The 20,343-nt window shown below is 36.8% G+C and carries 16 protein-coding genes and 1 pseudogene; 1 reads left to right on the forward strand and 16 read right to left on the reverse strand.

Translation table 11 applies throughout. The annotated features are described in order from the left end of the window. Positions 1-18 precede the first annotated feature (18 nt). The 8 genes from AB3K24_RS06500 to AB3K24_RS06530 all read right to left on the reverse strand — a co-directional run bounded on the left by AB3K24_RS06500 (position 19) and on the right by AB3K24_RS06530 (position 14,175). Positions 19-936 (reverse strand): IS3 family transposase, encoded by a 918-nt coding sequence (locus AB3K24_RS06500; protein ID WP_409339990.1) that lies wholly within the window; start codon positions 934-936, stop codon positions 19-21. Then, the gene (locus tag AB3K24_RS10350) at positions 879-1,139 is read right to left on the reverse strand and encodes a transposase (RefSeq protein ID WP_409201746.1); all 261 of its coding nucleotides are present in this window, start codon (positions 1,137-1,139) and stop codon (positions 879-881) included. Before AB3K24_RS10350 ends, AB3K24_RS06500 begins: the two co-directional genes overlap by 58 nt. Next, entirely contained in the window at positions 1,096-1,590 is a 495-nt protein-coding gene (locus AB3K24_RS06505) for an N-6 DNA methylase (protein WP_367974478.1), read from the reverse strand. The genes AB3K24_RS10350 and AB3K24_RS06505 overlap by 44 nt, the downstream gene beginning before the upstream one ends. Next, positions 1,580-2,770 carry an AAA family ATPase gene (locus AB3K24_RS06510; RefSeq protein ID WP_367974480.1) on the reverse strand — a complete coding sequence of 397 codons (1,191 nt, stop codon included), beginning with the start codon at positions 2,768-2,770 and terminating at the stop codon, positions 1,580-1,582. The genes AB3K24_RS06505 and AB3K24_RS06510 overlap by 11 nt, the downstream gene beginning before the upstream one ends. A gap of 501 nt (positions 2,771-3,271) precedes the next feature. Beyond that, positions 3,272-3,640, reverse strand: coding sequence for a type II toxin-antitoxin system death-on-curing family toxin (locus AB3K24_RS06515; protein ID WP_367975596.1), 369 nt, complete (start codon positions 3,638-3,640; stop codon positions 3,272-3,274). Positions 3,641-4,080: 440 nt separating this feature from the next. Then, positions 4,081-4,965 carry a phytoene/squalene synthase family protein gene (locus AB3K24_RS06520; protein WP_367974481.1) on the reverse strand — a complete coding sequence of 295 codons (885 nt, stop codon included), beginning with the start codon at positions 4,963-4,965 and terminating at the stop codon, positions 4,081-4,083. After that, complete coding sequence (locus AB3K24_RS06525) at positions 4,965-6,449, reverse strand: phytoene desaturase family protein (protein WP_367974483.1); 1,485 nt, start codon at positions 6,447-6,449, stop codon at positions 4,965-4,967. The genes AB3K24_RS06520 and AB3K24_RS06525 overlap by 1 nt, the downstream gene beginning before the upstream one ends. Before the next feature lie 235 nt (positions 6,450-6,684). Next, positions 6,685-14,175, reverse strand: coding sequence for a bacterial Ig-like domain-containing protein (locus tag AB3K24_RS06530; RefSeq protein ID WP_367974484.1), 7,491 nt, complete (start codon positions 14,173-14,175; stop codon positions 6,685-6,687). Between the two features lie 201 nt (positions 14,176-14,376). Between AB3K24_RS06530 and AB3K24_RS06535 the strand changes: the two genes are divergently transcribed. Further along, the gene (locus AB3K24_RS06535) at positions 14,377-15,474 is read left to right on the forward strand and encodes a helix-turn-helix transcriptional regulator (RefSeq protein WP_367974486.1); all 1,098 of its coding nucleotides are present in this window, start codon (positions 14,377-14,379) and stop codon (positions 15,472-15,474) included. A 47-nt stretch (positions 15,475-15,521) separates the two neighbouring features. Here AB3K24_RS06535 and AB3K24_RS06540 read toward each other — a convergent pair whose 3' ends face one another. The 8 genes and pseudogenes from AB3K24_RS06540 to AB3K24_RS06575 all read right to left on the reverse strand — a co-directional run bounded on the left by AB3K24_RS06540 (position 15,522) and on the right by AB3K24_RS06575 (position 20,342). After that, complete coding sequence (locus AB3K24_RS06540) at positions 15,522-16,193, reverse strand: hypothetical protein (RefSeq protein WP_367974487.1); 672 nt, start codon at positions 16,191-16,193, stop codon at positions 15,522-15,524. 729 nt (positions 16,194-16,922) lie between these two features. Further along, a pseudogene (locus AB3K24_RS06545) lies at positions 16,923-17,097 on the reverse strand (Txe/YoeB family addiction module toxin). Positions 17,098-17,193: 96 nt separating this feature from the next. Next, positions 17,194-17,319, reverse strand: a complete 126-nt coding sequence (locus tag AB3K24_RS06550; protein ID WP_367974489.1) for a type II toxin-antitoxin system Phd/YefM family antitoxin — start codon at positions 17,317-17,319, stop codon at positions 17,194-17,196. Further along, complete coding sequence (locus tag AB3K24_RS06555) at positions 17,319-17,486, reverse strand: AbrB family transcriptional regulator (RefSeq protein ID WP_367974491.1); 168 nt, start codon at positions 17,484-17,486, stop codon at positions 17,319-17,321. The genes AB3K24_RS06550 and AB3K24_RS06555 overlap by 1 nt, the downstream gene beginning before the upstream one ends. A gap of 108 nt (positions 17,487-17,594) precedes the next feature. Continuing rightward, entirely contained in the window at positions 17,595-17,786 is a 192-nt protein-coding gene (locus AB3K24_RS06560; RefSeq protein ID WP_367974492.1) for a hypothetical protein, read from the reverse strand. A gap of 6 nt (positions 17,787-17,792) precedes the next feature. Continuing rightward, complete coding sequence (gene rfbD, locus AB3K24_RS06565) at positions 17,793-18,641, reverse strand: dTDP-4-dehydrorhamnose reductase (RefSeq protein WP_367974493.1); 849 nt, start codon at positions 18,639-18,641, stop codon at positions 17,793-17,795. A gap of 56 nt (positions 18,642-18,697) precedes the next feature. Then, on the reverse strand, positions 18,698-19,735 hold the full coding sequence (gene rfbB / locus AB3K24_RS06570; RefSeq protein WP_367974495.1) for a dTDP-glucose 4,6-dehydratase: 1,038 nt from the start codon (positions 19,733-19,735) through the stop codon (positions 18,698-18,700). 10 nt (positions 19,736-19,745) lie between these two features. Further along, positions 19,746-20,342, reverse strand: coding sequence for a dTDP-4-dehydrorhamnose 3,5-epimerase family protein (locus tag AB3K24_RS06575; protein WP_367974497.1), 597 nt, complete (start codon positions 20,340-20,342; stop codon positions 19,746-19,748). Position 20,343 lies beyond the last annotated feature (1 nt).

Raw genomic sequence — 20,343 nt, forward strand, 5'->3', positions numbered from 1 at the left:
GCATTCTACTTTGAAGGGTCATTTTTGTTCAAAGGCCACTGGCGTTAAATACCCAATTGACCCGTGAATACGTTTACGATTATACCAACCTTCAATGTATTGGAATAATCGCATTTTGGCTTGTTTCGCTGTTTGATAACTGCTAACATAAACTTCTTCTTTCTTGAGCGTGGCATGAAATGACTCAATCCCAGCATTGTCATAGGGTGTCCCTTTACGACTGTACGAATGAATCAGACCTAGCTCATGTAATTTATTTTCAAAAGCAAAACCAGTATATTGACTGCCTAAGTCGGTATGCACAATAAGCCGTTGCCCTTTAACCTGGCGATTCAATGTCGCGTTATCTAGCGCTTTGATTACCAGATTAGCGTCCATTTTAGTGGCATACGCGTAACCAATAATGCGCCGACTCCAAAGGTCCATGACACTGGCTAAGTAAGTCCAACCTTCTTTTATCGTGTAGACATAAGTCATATCAGCTAACCATTTTTGATTCATGTTTGTTGTCCTAAAGTCTTGATTTAACACATTTACGCGGTCAAAAATAGCCTCATGATTGGTTGCCGGACGATATTTTTTCACAGTGATTGATCGCCAACCATGTGCGGCCATAATCCGCTGCACCCGTTTAATACCGACAGCTAAATGATAGTCTTGTTTAAGTAAAAATCGAATTTTAGGTGCACCATAAATGCCGTTAGCGTCATGATAAAGTTGATCAATTGCTTGCGTAATGGCTCGTGTTTCAAGCATGCGTTGCGAAGGGGTATCACTGACTAAACTGTAGAAAGTCGACCGTGCAATACCCAACAAAGTTGTCGCTAATTTCACTTCAAAACCGCCATCTTGAATGAATTGGACTAAATCGGACGTTTTTATTTGTCGATTCTTCCGAAGATGGCTAAGGCTTTTTTTAAGATATCCACCTCTGATTCAGCTTTCAAGGCACGTTTCTCAAGCCTTTTGATATCGTCGTCTGTATAGGATTTTGACGGGGCGGTGTGACTTTTATTTGTCCATTTGTAAATTGTTGCAACGGACACGCCATAATCTTTGGCTAATTGGTTAGCTGACGTGCCAGAATGATAAAGATCAATGATTGATTGTTGGAATTCTGGGGTAAATTTTTGCGTCATGGGTTATTCTCCTACGTCTATTATATCGTAGTAGAAACCGTGTCCATGTTTTTAGACTAACACCATACTTTTGTTTGACATATACGCTAGGCTTTAGTTTTGATTTCTGTTTGTTCGTATAATTATCGTAATCATGGTGTAAAATAACAAACAAAATTTCAATCTCAGGTGTCGTGTATAAATTAGTAACATCTGAAATCTTTTGTTGGTAAGCCTTACCTAACTTAAATTGTTCTCCTTTTGAATCTAGTATGCGATAAATTTTTATTTTTTTTGAAAAACCCAATCCAAGATAACGTCTTTGAAAACGTGTAGCTGATCGTTCGCGTAGTATCTCTTCATTTAAAAGTTCTTCACGCCTATAAATTAACTTATCATTATCTAATAACACATCTAAAATAGCTTGTTCTGCTGCGCCTTCAGCAAGCAATGCAATGAGTTCATTGGCCATTAATCGCCTCCCTAGTAGCTTTTCTCAGAGCAATGAATGTGTCATAATCCGGAGATGTTCCTCCTAAGTTATTAGAATAAAATACTTCTGTTTTGCTAATATCTGAACGCGCTATTGTATCAGAATAACGTGTTAAAGATATACGATTTTCTCGGCGTGCAATATAAATTTGATCCCCACGGCTAATATCATCTAATAATTCTGAATAATGTGTGCTGAATATTAAAGTAGCTCGTTTGATATTAATACGTGAGTTTGTAAAATACTCAATGAAACTACGTACAATTGCTTGATTAAAATGATTTTCTAACTCATCAATAAAAATAATACCACCTGTTTTTAAGGCGCCTAATACGTGTTGGTACAATGTAATACCTTTAGCTGTACCAGAGGATAAATATAATTCAATTGTCGCAAAATTATTATCTGTTATTTCTGTCGTACTATTTTTAAATTTCAATCGATAAAACGATTGCCCTGTATCAGTCTTATCAATTTTTAAATATTCGATTGTCGGATCTAAATAAGCTAAAATTTCTCCCGGTACTTGAGCTTTATCATAAATCAACGCATTCACATTTGTAAAAAATAGTGTATCAAAAATATGTTGTGCTTGATATCTATATTTTTGTCCCTGAACTAATACCGTTCTAAATAAAGAATCATCCGGTGCCAATACTGACTTTGTCAAATCATCTAATTGTGAGCGATCACGAAATACATCAGCATTTGTAAAATCAAATAATTTTTTTTTCGTATCATTCACATAAGCTTTTTTGACATGAATAATTTCTGATTCAACTGACCATATACCTTGAAGTGGCACTAATACAACTTCATCAAGATAAACTCTGCCATCTGATCCATAGAAATACGTTTCTAACGTTATCGGATTTTTACCAAATAATGTCCCAGACAAACGTGTTTGATCAATAGACCGATTATTGAGTAAAAAAGACAACGTCCCTAACAGTAACTTCATGATTGTAGTTTTACCCGTTGCATTACGACCAACAATCGTCATAATATTGTTGACCCATATATGGCCGTACAAGTGTGTTAATTGATCAGAATCATCTTGACTCACACGTTGGTCAGCTACTAATGAAAAAGATACTTCATCTGTTAATAAGGGATGATTTTTAACAACTAATTTTAGAAAACTTAGTTTTTCTACCATGATTATCTCCTTGTAGTTAAGTTCATATTTTTATATTTTGATCATCACTTTCGTCTAGCATACCACATATTAATTTCATTTAAAACATTTCATACGCAAATTCCGTGTGAAATGTTTTAAATAATGTTTTTTATTTGAAAGATATCTTTTTGATACCATACGCCTTAATTAAACCAACAAAATGAGACTTCTTGGCGATTGGCGTCTATAAGAACATACCAGACTACTTTCTAAAATCTCATCTAATACAAAAAAGAACCTGGGCAGAATGCCCAAGTTTTCCATTTAATCATCTATATTATGCCACAAAATAAGTTGATAGATACTTTTGTACGCTTTATTTTGATAAATTCGTATCTTTCTAATATGTAAACCCCACGCTAGTAGCTAACGCTTCAGTATCTCAAAAGAAGCCTTGATTATGGCACTTTTACAAATTGCAACTGTTTGTCGGTATCGTATTTTAATGACATTTGTACAGAAAATGTTGATTATTTTCTGTCATTTTTTAATCGCGTGTTCATGTAACCAATTAGCGACAATCATCATCATTTCTTCACTATCTACTGATATTTTGACCATTAAAATAAAATTTTCTGCTTCAATATCAGTATGAACCAACCGATAATCATTCAAATTCAAAAAAACCGCCGTACTTATTAATGCAGTTCTTTTATTGCCATCAAAGAAAATATGTTTTTTAGTTATTTTTTGAAGAATAAACACTGCTTTCAACCAAATAGTTGGATATAACTTTCGTCCGAAAATAACTTGTTGCGGCTGATTTACTATCAAATTAAGCCCTTGACGATATTGTACCCCCATCGCTCTCTCACCAGCTTTTTTAATAATAAACTCGTTAATTGCAATTAATTAATTCTCAGTGACATACTTCATATATCCATTAACCGATCCATTAATTTCTGATGCTCTTCAAAGTATTGTTTTGCATAGTTCATCACTTCTGGTCGTACTTACTCTTTTTTACGACATGCAATTTCATTACCATCAGGCGACACAATTTTTTCAAAATCAGTTTTGTCATCAACTTCTAGAAATCCTTTATCTTTTTTTGATAATCTAAAAACCTAAGAATTACCTGACTTAAAAATAGATGTTGTTGTCTTTAAATCGTTTGGGTTAATCATGGTTTTTACCTCCGTAATGACATTATAACTACAAAAAATAGTGAATGGCAACACGCTTGATTGTAAGTTATCAATCAAGTAAACTATTTTTTTAAAAATATATCAATATCAAATATTTTATAAACTAAGCCATTTAAACTAAATTGCACAATGTTTTTTAAATCAAAAACGAATCAAATTTTTGATATAGATCTTAGCCAAAATGTTGATCTTTTCTAGTTTTGTCACACAAACGCGTTGTTGTATATTTTCAAAATTTTTATGAATCAATTTTAATAATATTTTTTGATACACGTCGATAGATACTGCTAAAGACAATTTACTTTTTTTCTCGCTCACACGGTCAATAATAACCTGACTTTCTTTGCACTTTGCTAACGCTCCGTCAGATAACGATTTAAGTAATTTCCTCAATTGCTTATTTGTTGGCAACAATAATAAGTCACTTTTATCAATGCCATAACTTGCAAGCAGTTCAGTCGGTATAAAACACTTATCTTCTAACGCATCCTCGTACACATCTCTTATAATATTAGTCAATTGCAGGGCAACGCCCACATCAATAATGTTTTGCCTGATTTCAGTAATTTTTGTTGTAGATAATATATCATAAATCATACACCCGACTGTACCAGCAACTTGATAACAATAATATTCTAATTGCGCTAAAGTATGAATAACTTCTTGATCAAGATCTTGACGTTGGCCTCTTATCATATCATGCATATCATTTAGGTCAATTGCAAATGCTTGAAATATATAAACGAGTTTTTCAGCTATAGTCGACCTATCATTCAGTGTGATATTAGAATTTTTTGAGGCGGTTTCCCAATCTAAAACTAACGCATTAAATTTAATATGATTTTTGGTATCGGCTGCATCATCAAGTTGTCTTAAAAAATCGTATAAGACAAAGATACTGTATGCTTGATAGTCCGGCAATCTTGAAAATGCAAAGTAAAAGGAAGAAGATTTAGCTTGAATCACTCGCTTGCTACTGTGAAAGTATGCTAGCACTGGCTCAATTCTTGCTTGTTCTGGGCCCATTAAAAGTCCCTCATTACTTCTTTAGCTGCTAGTTCGCCGCTTGTCACGACAATTGGCACACCAGCACCTGGATGCACGCTAGCTCCAGAGAAATACAAATTATCAATTTTTGCATGTTTATTATGTGGTCTGAAATAATTGCTTTGCATGAGTGTTGGTTTCAATCCGAAAGTTGAACCATAAGCACTATTATAGCGATTTTTAAATGTTTCAGGCGTGAATATATTTTTATAAACAATATGCTCACTAAGTCTCTCTAATGATAATTCTTTTTCTACTCTACTGATGATTTTATCAGAAAAAATATCAATAATTTCTGTCGACCATTGATCGTTTTCTTTCAAATTTGAAACAGGTACTAAAACATACAACGCAGATTGTCCCTGAGGTGCAAACGACTCGTCAAGTGATCCCGGATTATAAACATAAAACGATGGGTCTTCAGGTAATACACCAGTGTCAATATCTTCAACGTTTTTCTTAAAATCAGTTGCCATCTTGATGGTATGCAAATTCAAATCAGCATATTTCTTATCGACACCTAAGTACAACAAAAAACAAGACATTGAATAATCCATATTTTGCACCTTTTTTGCAGTATATTTACCTTTTTTAGCATCGTCTATGCCTAATAAATCCGTCATCGTATAAGGAAAATCTGCGTTGGCAATTACTGCATCAGATTCTTCAACGACACCATTAATCGAGAGACCTGTGACATGCTTGTTGCCAGAAACGACAATTTTATCAACTTCTGACTCATAAACCATCTCACCACCAAGTTCTAAAAAGCGTTTTTCTAGCGCGCGTGCATACTCATGCATGCCACCTTTAATAAACCAAACACCATAGACTAACTCAATCATGGGAATGATATTATAAATAGAGGGGCCACTAAAAGGTGAAATGCCAATATATAAGGTTTGAAAAGACATGAGATCTTGTAAAGCTTTAGTCGAAATATTTTTTGAAATTGCTTCATATGAGGATGAAAAGGTTTTTAATTGATAAGCATGCCAAAGTGTTTTCACATTGAAAAAATCTTTTGGGCCTCTAAAACTTTTATAAATAAAATTGTTTTTTGCATTGATATATTTGCCATAAATATCTGTTAAATATTTCAAAAAACCTAGCATTTCTGCATCACCAAATGCTTCAAAATCTTTAGCGATATCTGTTAAATCGGAAGATAACGCCATTTTTTCATGATTAGTGATGACATTCATAAAAGGATTCACGCGCTGAAAAGTAAAATAATCTTCGTAGTTAACGCCACTGTCTAAGAAAGGTTTTTTGTACGTGTCAGGCATCATTACAATCGTTGGTCCTGTATCAAATTTAAAGCCTTTTTCTTGAATAATATCCATTTTTCCGCCAGGATGATTATTCTTTTCATATATTTTTACATCGTAACCATTATTTTGTAAGTAAATGCCTGAAGTCAAGCCACCAACACCAGCCCCAATTATTGAAATTGTAGTCATTATTATATTCTCGTTTCTTTATTTTAGTAAACCTTACTTTTAACAGCAATAGCATACTGTAAAGTATAAAAAATGCGATCAATAGCGTACTCTAATCTCTGTAACTCACCATAAATATAATCAATTTTCGCCTAAAAAGATACCCAGAAAATTAATATAATTTTCTGGGTATCAATTAGTAGTATATGTAACCTGCTAAACAAAAAGTACTATCGACAATTTGATGTACACTAAATTACTTATCTTCACTGCGTCGCTTCTTATTGGCCACTAAGCCAATAAGAGAAACGAGAAGTCCTACCATACCAATATTTTTAAAACTAGTTGTTTTAACATCAGTAGCTGGTAATACACCTTGTTGCCTTACCAAACTATTATTAGCATTCAACTGATTTTTGCCTGTCAATTTACCATTTCGATCAATAGTTATAGGCGCAACTATCGTTTTCGATTTATTTTCTAGGCCTACTTCATTTGAAACCACCGTAATGATTGCGTCTTTTGTGGTTATGTTACCATCTTTATCCGTGGTCGTATACGTTACCGTATACTCACCGGGCTTGTCATTTGGTATTTCTGAAATAACATTACCTGTTGGATCGACAATCTTTGATACTGTAACGGTTGTTGTGCCATCTTCTGTATCTGTGCCTTTGACGTTGGCCAATGGATCGATTTGGTCACCAACTTTATAAGTCGCATCGGGTGCTTCAATCACTGGCTTATCGTTTGAAACCACCGTTATGATCACATTTTTTGTCGTCGTGTTGCCATCTTTATCCGTTGTCGTATACGTGACCGTATACTCACCGGGCTTGTCATTTGGTATTTCTGTGACAACATTACCTGCTGGATCGACGATCTTAGCGACAGTCACATCAGTTGTTTTGTCTTCTGTATCTGTGCCTTTGACGTTGGCCAATGGATCGATCTGGTCGCCAACTTTATAAGTTGCATCGGGTGCTGTGATTTCTGGCTTGTCGTTTGAGACAACTGTAATCGTCGCATCTTTTGTCGTCGTGTTGCCATCTTTATCCGTGGTCGTATACGTGACCGTATACTCACCGGGCTTGTCATTTGGTATTTCTGTGACAACATTACCTGCTGGATCGACGATCTTAGCGACAGTCACATCAGTTGTTTTGTCTTCTGTATCTGTCCCAGTGACGTTAGCCAATGGATCAATTTGGTCACCAACTTTATAAGTCGTATCAGGTGCTGCAATCACTGGTTTGTCGTTTGAGACAACTGTAATCGTGGCATCTTTTGTCGTCGTGTTGCCATCTTTATCCGTGGTCGTATACGTGACCGTATACTCACCGGGCTTGTCATTTGGTATTTCTGTGACAACATTACCTGCTGGATCGACGATCTTAGCGACAGTCACATCAGTTGTTTTGTCTTCTGTATCTGTCCCAGTGACGTTAGCCAATGGATCGATCTTATCGCCAACCTTATAAGTCGCATCAGGTGCTGTAATCACTGGTTTGTCGTTTGAGACAACTGTAATCGTGGCATCTTTTGTCGTCGTGTTGCCATCTTTATCCGTTGTCGTATACGTGACCGTATATTCACCGGGCTTGTCATTTGGTATTTCTGTAACAACATTGCCTGCTGGATCGACAATCTTTGATACTGTGACATCAGTTGTTTTGTCTTCTGTATCTGTCCCACTGACGTTAGCCAATGGATCAATTTGGTCACCAACTTTATAAGTCGCATCGGGTGCTTCAATCACTGGTTTGTCATTTGAGACAACCGTAATCGTCGCATCTTTTGTCGTCGTGTTGCCATCTTTATCGGTGGTCGTATACGTTACTGTATACTCACCAGGCTTGTCATTTGGTATTTCTGTAACAACATTGCCTGCTGGATCGACAATCTTTGATACTGTGACATCAGTTGTTTTGTCTTCTGTATCTGTGCCTTTGACGTTGGCCAATGGATCGATCTGGTCACCAACTTTATAAGTCGTATCAGGTGCTGCAATCACTGGCTTGTCGTTTGAGACAACCGTAATTGTGGCATCCTTTGTCGTTGTGTTACCATCTTTATCCGTGGTTGTATACGTGACTGTATACTCACCAGGCTTGTCATTTGGTATTTCTGTGACAACATTGCCTGCTGGATCGACGATCTTTGATACTGTAACGGTTGTTGTGCCATCTTCTGTATCTGTGCTTTTGACGTTAGCCAATGGGTCAATCTGATCGCCAACTTTATAAGTCGCATCGGGTGCTGCAATCACTGGTTTGTCATTTGAAACCACCGTAATGGTGGCATCTTTTGTCGTTGTGTTGCCATCTTTATCCGTGGTTGTATACGTTACTGTATACTCACCAGGCTTGTCATTTGGTATTTCTGTGACAACATTGCCTGCTGGATCGACAATCTTTGCGACTGTGACATCAGTTTTACCATCTTCTGTATCTGTGCCAGCCACATTGGCCAATGGGTCGATCTGATCACCAACTTTATAAGTCGCATCGGGTGCTGCAATCACTGGTTTGTCATTTGAGACAACCGTAATCGTCGCATCCTTTGTCGTCGTGTTACCATCTTTATCGGTGGTTGTATACGTGACTGTATACTCACCAGGCTTGTCATTTGGTATTTCGGTGACAACGTTTCCCTCTGGATCGACAATCTTTGATACTGTGACATCAGTTGTTTTGTCTTCTGTATCTGTCCCACTGACGTTAGCCAATGGATCAATCTGGTCACCAACTTTATAAGTCGCATCGGGTGCTGCAATCACTGGCTTATCATTTGAGACAACTGTAATCGTCGCATCTTTTGTCGTCGTGTTGCCATCTTTATCCGTGGTTGTATACGTTACCGTATACTCACCAGGCTTGTCATTTGGTATTTCTGTGACAACATTGCCCGCTGGATCGACAATCTTAGCGACTGTGACATCAGTTTTACCATCTTCTGTATCTGTCCCAGTGACGTTTGCTAATGGGTCAATCTGGTCGCCAACTTTATAAGTCGCATCGGGTGCTGCAATCACTGGCTTGTCGTTTGAGACAACCGTGATGGTCGCATCTTTTGTCGTCGTGTTGCCATCTTTATCCGTGGTTGTATACGTGACTGTATACTCACCAGGCTTGTCATTTGGTATTTCTGTGACAACATTGCCTGCTGGATCGACAATCTTTGATACTGTGACATCAGTTGTTTTGTCTTCTGTATCTGTCCCACTGACGTTAGCCAATGGATCGATCTGGTCGCCAACCTTATAAGTCGCATCGGGTGCTGCAATCACTGGTTTGTCATTTGAAACCACCGTAATGGTGGCATCTTTTGTCGTTGTGTTGCCATCTTTATCCGTGGTTGTATACGTGACCGTATACTCACCAGGCTTGTCATTTGGTATTTCGATGACAACGTTTCCCTCTGGATCGACAATCTTTGATACTGTGACATCAGTTTTACCATCTTCTGTATCTGTCCCAGTCACGTTAGCCAATGGGTCAATCTGGTCACCAACTTTATAAGTCGCATCGGGTGCTGCAATCACTGGTTTGTCATTTGAGACAACCGTAATAGTCGCATCCTTTGTCGTCGTGTTACCATCTTTATCCGTGGTCGTATAAGTTACCGTATATTCACCGGGCTTGTCATTTGGTATTTCTGTAACAACATTACCCTCTGGATCAACAATCTTTGATACTGTGACATCAGTTTTACCATCTTCTGTATCTGTCCCACTGACGTTAGCCAATGGATCAATCTGGTCACCAACTTTATAAGTCGCATCGGGTGCTGCAATCACTGGCTTGTCGTTTGAGACAACCGTGATGGTCGCATCTTTTGTCGTCGTGTTGCCATCTTTATCCGTGGTTGTATACGTTACCGTATACTCACCAGGCTTGTCATTTGGTATTTCTGTGACAACATTGCCCGCTGGATCGACAATCTTAGCGACTGTGACATCAGTTTTACCATCTTCTGTATCTGTCCCAGTGACGTTTGCTAATGGGTCAATCTGGTCGCCAACTTTATAAGTCGCATCGGGTGCTGCAATCACTGGCTTGTCGTTTGAGACAACCGTGATGGTCGCATCTTTTGTCGTCGTGTTGCCATCTTTATCCGTGGTTGTATACGTGACTGTATACTCACCAGGCTTGTCATTTGGTATTTCTGTGACAACATTGCCTGCTGGATCGACAATCTTTGATACTGTGACATCAGTTGTTTTGTCTTCTGTATCTGTCCCACTGACGTTAGCCAATGGATCGATCTGGTCGCCAACCTTATAAGTCGCATCGGGTGCTGCAATCACTGGTTTGTCATTTGAAACCACCGTAATGGTGGCATCTTTTGTCGTTGTGTTGCCATCTTTATCCGTGGTTGTATACGTGACCGTATACTCACCAGGCTTGTCATTTGGTATTTCGATGACAACGTTTCCCTCTGGATCGACAATCTTTGATACTGTGACATCAGTTTTACCATCTTCTGTATCTGTCCCAGTCACGTTAGCCAATGGGTCAATCTGGTCACCAACTTTATAAGTCGCATCGGGTGCTGCAATCACTGGTTTGTCATTTGAGACAACCGTAATAGTCGCATCCTTTGTCGTCGTGTTACCATCTTTATCCGTGGTCGTATAAGTTACCGTATATTCACCGGGCTTGTCATTTGGTATTTCTGTAACAACATTACCCTCTGGATCAACAATCTTTGATACTGTGACATCAGTTTTACCATCTTCTGTATCTGTGCTAGTGACGTTAGCCAATGGATCAATTTGGTCACCAACTTTATAAGTCGCATCGGGTGCTGCAATCACTGGTTTGTCATTTGAGACAACCGTAATCGTCGCATCCTTTGTCGTCGTGTTACCATCTTTATCGGTGGTTGTATAAGTTACTGTATACTCACCGGGCTTGTCATTTGGTATTTCTGTAACAACATTACCTGCTGGATCAACAATCTTAGCCACAGCCACATCAGTTGTCTTGTCTTCTGTATCTGTGCCAGTGACATTAGCCAATGGATCAATTTGGTCACCAACCTTGTATGATACTGTTTCTGGTGCTGTAATTTCTGGTTTGTCATTTGTACGTACGCGAGTTAATTTGACAATTGCGGTTTGAGTTGTAGTATCATCCCGATCAAATACCAGTCCAGTTGAAGGGTATGTATTTGAGTCTACGACATATCCAGCATCTTTAAAGGCTTGTATACTGCTGTCAGTACGATAAGGCGATGTACTATCAAAAGGCCCTGTAATATTATCAACTTTTAAAATTTCACCAGTAGCACTATCAATATATGATACTGTTGCTTTTTGCATATTGTTAATATAGTGGATGGTTGTATCCTTACCTATATCCGTAGGATTATACACAGAGCCTGGCGTTAATTGATTGTTATCTTTGTCAAACGCTGTATATCCAGGTACATTAGGTACAATTTGGTCTTGAATTGTTGTGGGATCAGTTGGATTATTAGTATATTGTTGTGGTTTTGTATCAGGAAATGCGGGATCCTCTGAAGTCAGAATAAACGACCCTAATTTATCATACGTATAAACAACATTTTTTGTTTGCGGTATATAAATACTACGCAATATGTAGCTTGCGTTATTTTTTACATAGACTGGCTTATCAATTTGTTGTTCAGGTGCTAAAGAGTCTATGTGGTATACAACTTTATTTGTATCTGTATCTATCACATCAACTGCCATATTACCGGTATTATCAGTTTCTGTAAAAACATATTTTACGCCATTATGAAAGTCTTTATAGTATGTTTTACTTGTCTCGCCATCTGACAAACCATAAGGAGACATCGTACCAGAGGCGTTCATAGGTATCGTTGCATAATATCCAGGTATAACAGCCTCAGTACTATTGGCTGTTGTATATTTCTGTCCACTCAAACCCGTCTGTACATAACTCGGTTGGAGCTCTTTACCATTCAGGTCGACATATGACGTTTTTTGAGAAATCAATTCAGGCACAATAAATGAGGTAGCTTTTGCTTTACCGTCTGTACGCCCAGTGTTTGATAAATTAAATCTTTCTGTCCATAGTGTTGACGTTGTGGATCGCGCAATACCAGAATACTCATCATTAAAATAAGTCATACCGAAATTAGGAGATGTATAAGATGAATTTTTAGGCACGGTATAAGTTGCCAATACTTGATTATTGTTGTCTAACTCATTGACATATAAAGTTCCCTTACCCTGTCTATCAGTCGAAAGCACAATGTTTTTTGGTATAGGACTATTCGCCGTTGATTGTCGCCAACTAAAGGTGTAATGATCTGGATTAGGATCAACCCACATATCCGCAGGATAAACTGGATCAGTTACTGAAAAACCGTCTGGATCAACAATATTTCTAAATGCTTTTGTTAATCCCTGGGATTCAATAGCACTTAATGATTGATTATAAGTAGCACTATTATCGGCGTAAATAATTAAATCGCCATAAGCTGATAAAGTTGCATTAGCTCCTTTAGGTAATACAATTTTATTGATAGCTTCATTGGCTTGATTAAGTTGCGCAGCGTTAATTCCTTTTTTATCATCATTAACTATTGCACCAGCTAATTCAACCTCTTTACTCATATTCAAAACAATATTATTAGTCGCTGTGATAAGATTTTCACTAATTGTTTTTGATTGTATTGTCTGATTGGCAATTTGCTCAGTATTACTTTTTACAGTTGCTAATTCTTGTGTTTGGTGGTTGCTAAGTGCTAAAACAGCCGTATTTCTAACAATTGTATCTGCATTGTTCGCATCCGCTGCTTGATTAGACTGGTCTAAAATGTCATCAATATCATCTTTATGCGTTTGTGCTTGACTCTGTGTTGTAGTAACCCATAATTTCAAATTAGCTTTGTCTTTATCATTCGGATTACTTGTTATATTTTTACTTGCTTTATCAGTGCTGATTGTTTTGTCGCTACTTATACTTTTTGAATCTGATGCTTTATCGCTACTTGTACTTTCTGAATCTGATGCTTTATCGCTACTTGTACTTTCTGAATCTGATGCTTTATCGCTACTTGTACTTTCTGAATCTGGTGCTTTATCGCTACTTATACTTTCTGAATCTGATGTCTTGTCGCTACTTGTACTTTCTGAATCTGGTGCTTTATCGCTACTTGTACTTTCTGAATCTGGTGCTTTATCGCTACTTATACTTTCTGAATCTGATGTCTTGTCGCTACTTGTATTTTCTGAAATACTTGCGTCACTTGTATTTGATTCAGCAACAGTTGATTTTACAACAACTGTTGTGTTTTTAGTTGTTGACTGCCCTTCTAAATTAGTGACCGTGTATGTGACGGTGTACGTCGCTGCTTTATCAGTTGGAATTGTTGTAACTTTTTGACCTGATTCATCAACAATATTAGTAACAGTCACATTATTTTTCGTGCCATCTGCATTATCACTTGCAGTGACATTATCCAAAAGATTAATCTGATCACCGACATTATAAGTCACATTTTCGGGAGCTGATAGTGTTATTGGTTCACTGCTAGTGATTTCCTTTTTATTGACGTCGTTTTTTTGAAGCGTATTTCCGTCCGATGATACCGTACTTTTATCAACGACACTTATTGCCGCACCATCAGTTTTCGAGGCGCTTGCTATGATAGGTGATGCACTTATTGTGATCATTCCTGTTGCAATCATTGCTGAAACCCATAGTTTTCCAGACTTATATAACTTGTAATGACTTTGTTGTTTGATCATGTTTTCTCCCTTTTTTATGTTAAAATGATTCTAAACTGAGTTTATCACGACGCTTTGTTAAACGCATTTCAAAAACTAACTTGTTTTATCAAAAATTGACTACATTTTAAACATGAGCATATTTTCCAATTTATAAATCAAATGATTTTTTATAATTAGTATGCTAAAATGACAACAATTACATTTTTAGGGGGGTTGTGTATGGATAATTTAATACTTTTAGCGCAATTATCAGAGGGAACAGTTTTTTTATTAGAATCATCTAACCATACTTGTTACTATAACGACAATGTAAATAACATTCAGAAAATAACTATCAACACAATTATCAACCAAATCACTTCATTGCCAATCAAAAATCTTTATGAAATGTTTACTTTTGATTCTGGTTTTGTATTACGGATTCAAGCACCAAACCAAAAAACTATTTTATTTATCGTTTTTCAACAACAAAATTTAAACTCATATAATTTAGTGACAACTTTAACTAATATTTTGAGCGATAAACTTATTTTGTGTCAATCACTTTATGCTATTTATACGCAAAAATGTGCGCCAAAAAAAGAAATACTTCTACGTGAATTAGACACTGATTTTGAAACTAACCAAAACAAAGTTAATGAATCTGAGGAATTAAACAACATATCAAAAATTAGCACCCATTTAATGTCAGCCATTAATAGTTCAAATGAAGCGACATTCAAAATAATGCTAAAACGTTTTATCAATTTACCAACATGTTGCAGTCGTTTTTCAACTATTAGCAAAACACGCAGTGAAAAAGATATACTCATTAGCTATATTGCCATTCTTCATCGTAATATTATCACGCACGATTACCCCACTCAATTAGCTTTAGAATTACAAAGCAAACTTGTTAAAAAAATTGAATTGACATCACATTTCACTCATTTTAACAAGATAATTGCAGACATAGCATGGTTATATTTTACAGAAGTCAAAATTTATAATCTAAAACATAATCTGTCAGCTGCAGACAAAATAAAAAATTATATTGATAAGCATCTAAAAGAAAAATTAACCCTCAGAAAAATAGCTTTTTCATTAGTTATTCCTGTCAATAATTTAAATCCCGCATTCAAAGAAAAATATCATGAATCAATTAAATCATATATTATCAATCAAAAAATAGAAACTGCCACACAGTTACTGTTACATACAGATTTATCAATTAGTGAAATTGCAGAGGAATTATCATTTGCCAGTGTGAGTCATTTCACCTCATCATTTAAGCATATTAAAAATATCACGCCAAATCATTATCGACTGGAGCATTAATCTGTCAAAAAATAAGACCCCTTGCGGGATCTTATTTTTTGACGTACTTAGTCACTATATTCTCTTAATATAAAGCCGTCTAACAGTTTGTTAACGTTCTTACTTGCTATATTTAAAGCATCTGATACTTGTCCTAAAAATGACCAAAGTTTGGATTGACTTTCTGTGTCTTGCTTTTCTGTGAACGTATTAAATGCGTTAATTGCGTCATCTAATTCAGATTCTACTGACCTCAAAGTCGTTTTAGAAACGCCATAAATATTAAGTAGATCAATAGACGTTGAACATGACGATCTGAAGACATTGACTTTATCCATGCGTTCGTCTAAATCATACCGTTCACTTAATAAGTCGTTTTCTTGTAATGACGATTCTGATTGATCGTCAACATAGTCATCGACATACGCATTAAAGTAAATGAGCTCTAAATTAATGCCATGTATATTAGTCAGAATGTTTTTTATTTCATCTAATTTACGGGCATTTAATTGATCACGATCATTTAGTTTTTTTGTTTCAGCAATTTGATTTTTTGTATTAATTGCTGCAATAATTGTTGACACTAATATGCCGACAATTGCACCATATGTATTGCCCCAAAAACTGAGCCAGTCGCCTTGACCACTATGTGGCCATTGCCACCAATATTCAATAGACAACGGTATACCAAATGATACAATTGTACAAAAAACAGCAATTAAAACGTTATACTTTTTCAAAGACTTACTCCTATTATTGTTATGGTCAACATTGACTATTTTACACGTTTCAATTAAGATTTTTCATTTATTTTCATAAAAAAACACGACATACCAAAATACATGTCGGGCGTTTATTTTTCTTTATAAATTGATAGATACTTTAACAAAGTCGCATCTGTTTAATATATAGGCACGAGTTTAAACCCCACGCTAGTGGTCAGCGCTTAAATCTCTCACTACGTTACCTCAAAAGAGGCCTTGATTATGGTACTTTCCCAAATTGCAACTGCAAGACTTATTGCCATTGCTACACAACCACTCATCGGTAGGCGTTTATCCATCAAGCATCTCAGCAACGTCTATACTATTATAGTAGTAAATAACATTGCTGTTGTCAAATTATCAGATATTTCTGTTAGGACTTTCCAATCAGAAATATCTGGGGTACCCATGGACAGTAGTAAATTCTTTATCAAAATATTATTTTGTGGTTGATTCGGTAAATATGGTGATTTTTCAATGCTTAAAAACATATTTTGCAAACTAGAAATATCTACAGACTGTTTTAATAATCTTAACATATCAAAAATCGAGATACCAGATGAAAACCGTGAAAAATCTAATGAATATATCGTGACCCTAAGTCAGTAGTCGAACCAATTTTAGGATGTCATAAATATTATTACTATTTGTTGCTATACCTAACTCAGTTTTACCAAACAAGCCAATCATCAAAAAAACAACATATCAATAATTGTATCGTGTTTGAATAATCTGCAACTGCGTTTCAGTGACAATATACACTAAGCGATTTTCTTTGTCTATTATTCGAGTCCAAGCACATTAGTTCATATTTTAAAGGCTCTGGTTTTCCTGTTCCTGTGAAAGGTGTTGATAATATTTCTTTTATTAATCTATTAATTTTTTTACTATTTTAGCATCTTTTGTATACCACGCTTCATACTCTTCCCATGCTTGTGTCGAAAAATGAACATCTACCTTACTCATTAATTTGATCTCATTCATCGGGCGTTAATACTTTACCTTCTCCACGATTCACACTAGCAATACTATTTACTAATGCCTGTCGATTAGCTTCAGTTTTCATTAGGTAATCTGTCTCTTGCCAATAATTATCAGACATTAGCCGTTAATCAACCAGTCATGAAAATCTGGAGACTTTTCTTGATTATACTGCCTTTTTTCATCAAGTGCTACTACCTCAGTTGGTATCTTGCTATATAGTGATGCCCACTCATCGATTATAGGCATTGTCTCTTCTGTTATTTTATTGTCTGAATCGCTTATCATGAGTACGTCTCCTTTATCAATTGATAAATCCTGTCAATTTTCTAAGGCATTATCCAGTAAAAAAAGAACCTGAGCAGAATGCCCAAGTTCTCAAGTTAATCATTAATACTATGCCACAAAATAAGTTGCCTTGATTTTAGGTAAAATATCCAACGCGCGTTGACGGATACTTTTGTGGACTTCATATTGGTTAGAAAAATCAATCGACTGACTGACGCTTTCAGCAATGTTACGAGCGACTTCTTCATTCAACTTATAGTCGCTTTCTTTCTGCAAAGCTTCTAAAAATTTTTCTTTCACTCACTATCATTTAGCGTTTTTCAGCCCCGTCAAAAACACCTCCAAAGCTTCTCGCCAATTCAAAATTTCAAATCCTGTTGCTTCAGATTTTTCAAGACTCATCACAGAATGTCTTGGTCGATAGGCTTTTTGTGGAAATTCTGCACTAGTAACCGGTGCAACTTCAACATCGGTGTCCTTCAAAATCTCACGAGCAAAATCGAACCAAGTTGTCGTACCCGCATTAGACAAATGATAAACGCCATAAGTCGCCTTAACATCAACTAAATGTAATATGAATTCAGCCAGCGTTCGCGTCCAAGTTGGTCGGCCTAATTGATCATTGACAACTGTTAACTTAGAATGCGTTGCGGCTAATCGTTGCATCGTATAGACAAAGTTATTACCGAACTCACCAAATACCCAGCTGGTACGCACAATATAAGCATCAGCGCCACTTTCTGTGACTGCCAATTCGCCGGCCAACTTGGCACGGCCATAAGCGTTTTGTGGATTCACAGCATCTGTTTCTACATAGTCACTATTTTTCGTGCCATCAAACACATAGTCTGTCGATACAGCGACTAACTTAGCTCCATATGTTTTTGAGGCATCAGCAACATTTTTCGTGCCATTAACGTTCACTTGCCAATTAAGTTCACGCCCTGCATCTTCTGCTACATCAACTTTTGTATAGGCGGCGGCATGCAAAACAACATCTGGTTGTACCTGTTCAAAAGTCGCAAAAACTGCGACACGATTCGTAATATCCAATTGCTTAGAATCAAAAGCCATGAAATCTAATCCACGTTCGCGCAATAACTTTTGTAACTCTTGACCCAATTGCCCGTTAGCACCTGTTACTAAAAACTTCATTTTGACTTTCTCCCTTATAGACAAAAAACTCACATGGTGTGAGTTTTAAATCATTTTTACTGGTTGTTTTCTGCGTACTTGGCTTCAACTTCAGCTTTTTCTGCTTGCCACCAGGCTTCGTTATCTTGATACCACTTGATTGTGTCCGCTAAGCCAGTCTCAAAGTTAGTATACTTTGGTTCCCAGCCCAATTCTTCACGAATCTTTGTGGCATCAATGGCATAACGCAAATCATGACCTGAACGATCCTGCACAAAGTCGAAATCATCTTCAGCTTTGCCCATATCTGTCAAAATAGCACGCAAAACAGTGATATTATCCTTTTCACCGTCCGCACCTACCAGATAGGTTTCACCAATCTTACCTTTGGTTAAAATAGCCCAAACAGCAGTTGCGTGATCATACGTATGAATCCAATCACGAACATTTTTACCGGCACCGTATAATTTTGGCTTGATGCCTGAAATGATATTCGTTACCTGACGTGGAATAAATTTTTCAATATGTTGGTAAGGGCCATAGTTGTTAGAGGTATTAGAAATTGTGGCTTGCAAACCAAACGAACGTACCCAAGCACGTACCAACAAGTCAGAACCAGCCTTAGTTGATGAGTAAGGACTTGATGGTCGGTATTGTGATTCCGGTGTAAATTTCTCGCCGGCACCTTCACCGTGTCCTGGCAGATCTTCACGCAATGGTAAATCACCATAGACTTCATCAGTTGATACATGATGGAAACGCTTATTGTACTTACGAGCTGCTTCAATTAATGTATATGTGCCAATAATATTAGTCTGCACAAATGGTGACGGATCTTTTAATGAGTTATCATTGTGACTCTCGGCTGCATAATGAATGACAGCATCAGTTTCAGACACGAGCTTGTCCACCAATGGTGCGTCAGCAATGTCGCCAACAACGAGCTTGACACGATCTTCAGGTAAGCCAGCCAAGTTAGCCTTATTTCCCGCATAAGTGAGTTTGTCTAATACTGTGACAAAAACGTCAGGGTGTTCAGCAACAAGATAATGGACGAAGTTAGCACCGATGAATCCAGCGCCACCAGTAACTAAAATATTTTTATATTCGGTCATGACTTTTCTCCTATCGCAATTGTTCTGTATTTAGTGGCACAACATCTTTGAGTAATGGATGTTTTTTATCAGCTTCACTCACTTCAGCATTAGTGACATCATCCCAAGTGATTCCTAAAGCAGGATCAGCGTAATTTACAAAAGCATACTTTGACTTTAATTCAAGTGCCCAATAATCGTTGACTAAGTATGAATACGACACCGTCTCACTCAAGACCTGAAAACCATTAGCTACACCGCGTGGCACGTAAATTCCCTTACTTGCATCAATGACTGTCTGGTAAACATGCCCAAATGAGTCGCCTTCACGTAGATCAACCCAAGACCCGAGTACACGACCATTATCAGCTACGGAAATATACTTGTCCCATGGTTCAGCATGCAAACCGCGTAATACACCTTGGCGAGATAATGATACGTTGTTTTGTAGCTTCCCATCTTTAAAAAATGTTTCAGGAAAACCCAATGGCAACATTTTTTCTTTTTGAAAGTTTTCTTTAAACCAACCACGATTATCACCGTGAACCGGAATATCAAATTCAATCATGCCAGGAATTGCAGTAATTGGTCGTGCAATTAATTTTTTTTCAAAAAAATCTTCAGTCATG

The sequence above is a fragment of the Leuconostoc aquikimchii genome (assembly GCF_040838325.1).
Taxonomy (GTDB): domain Bacteria; phylum Bacillota; class Bacilli; order Lactobacillales; family Lactobacillaceae; genus Leuconostoc; species Leuconostoc aquikimchii.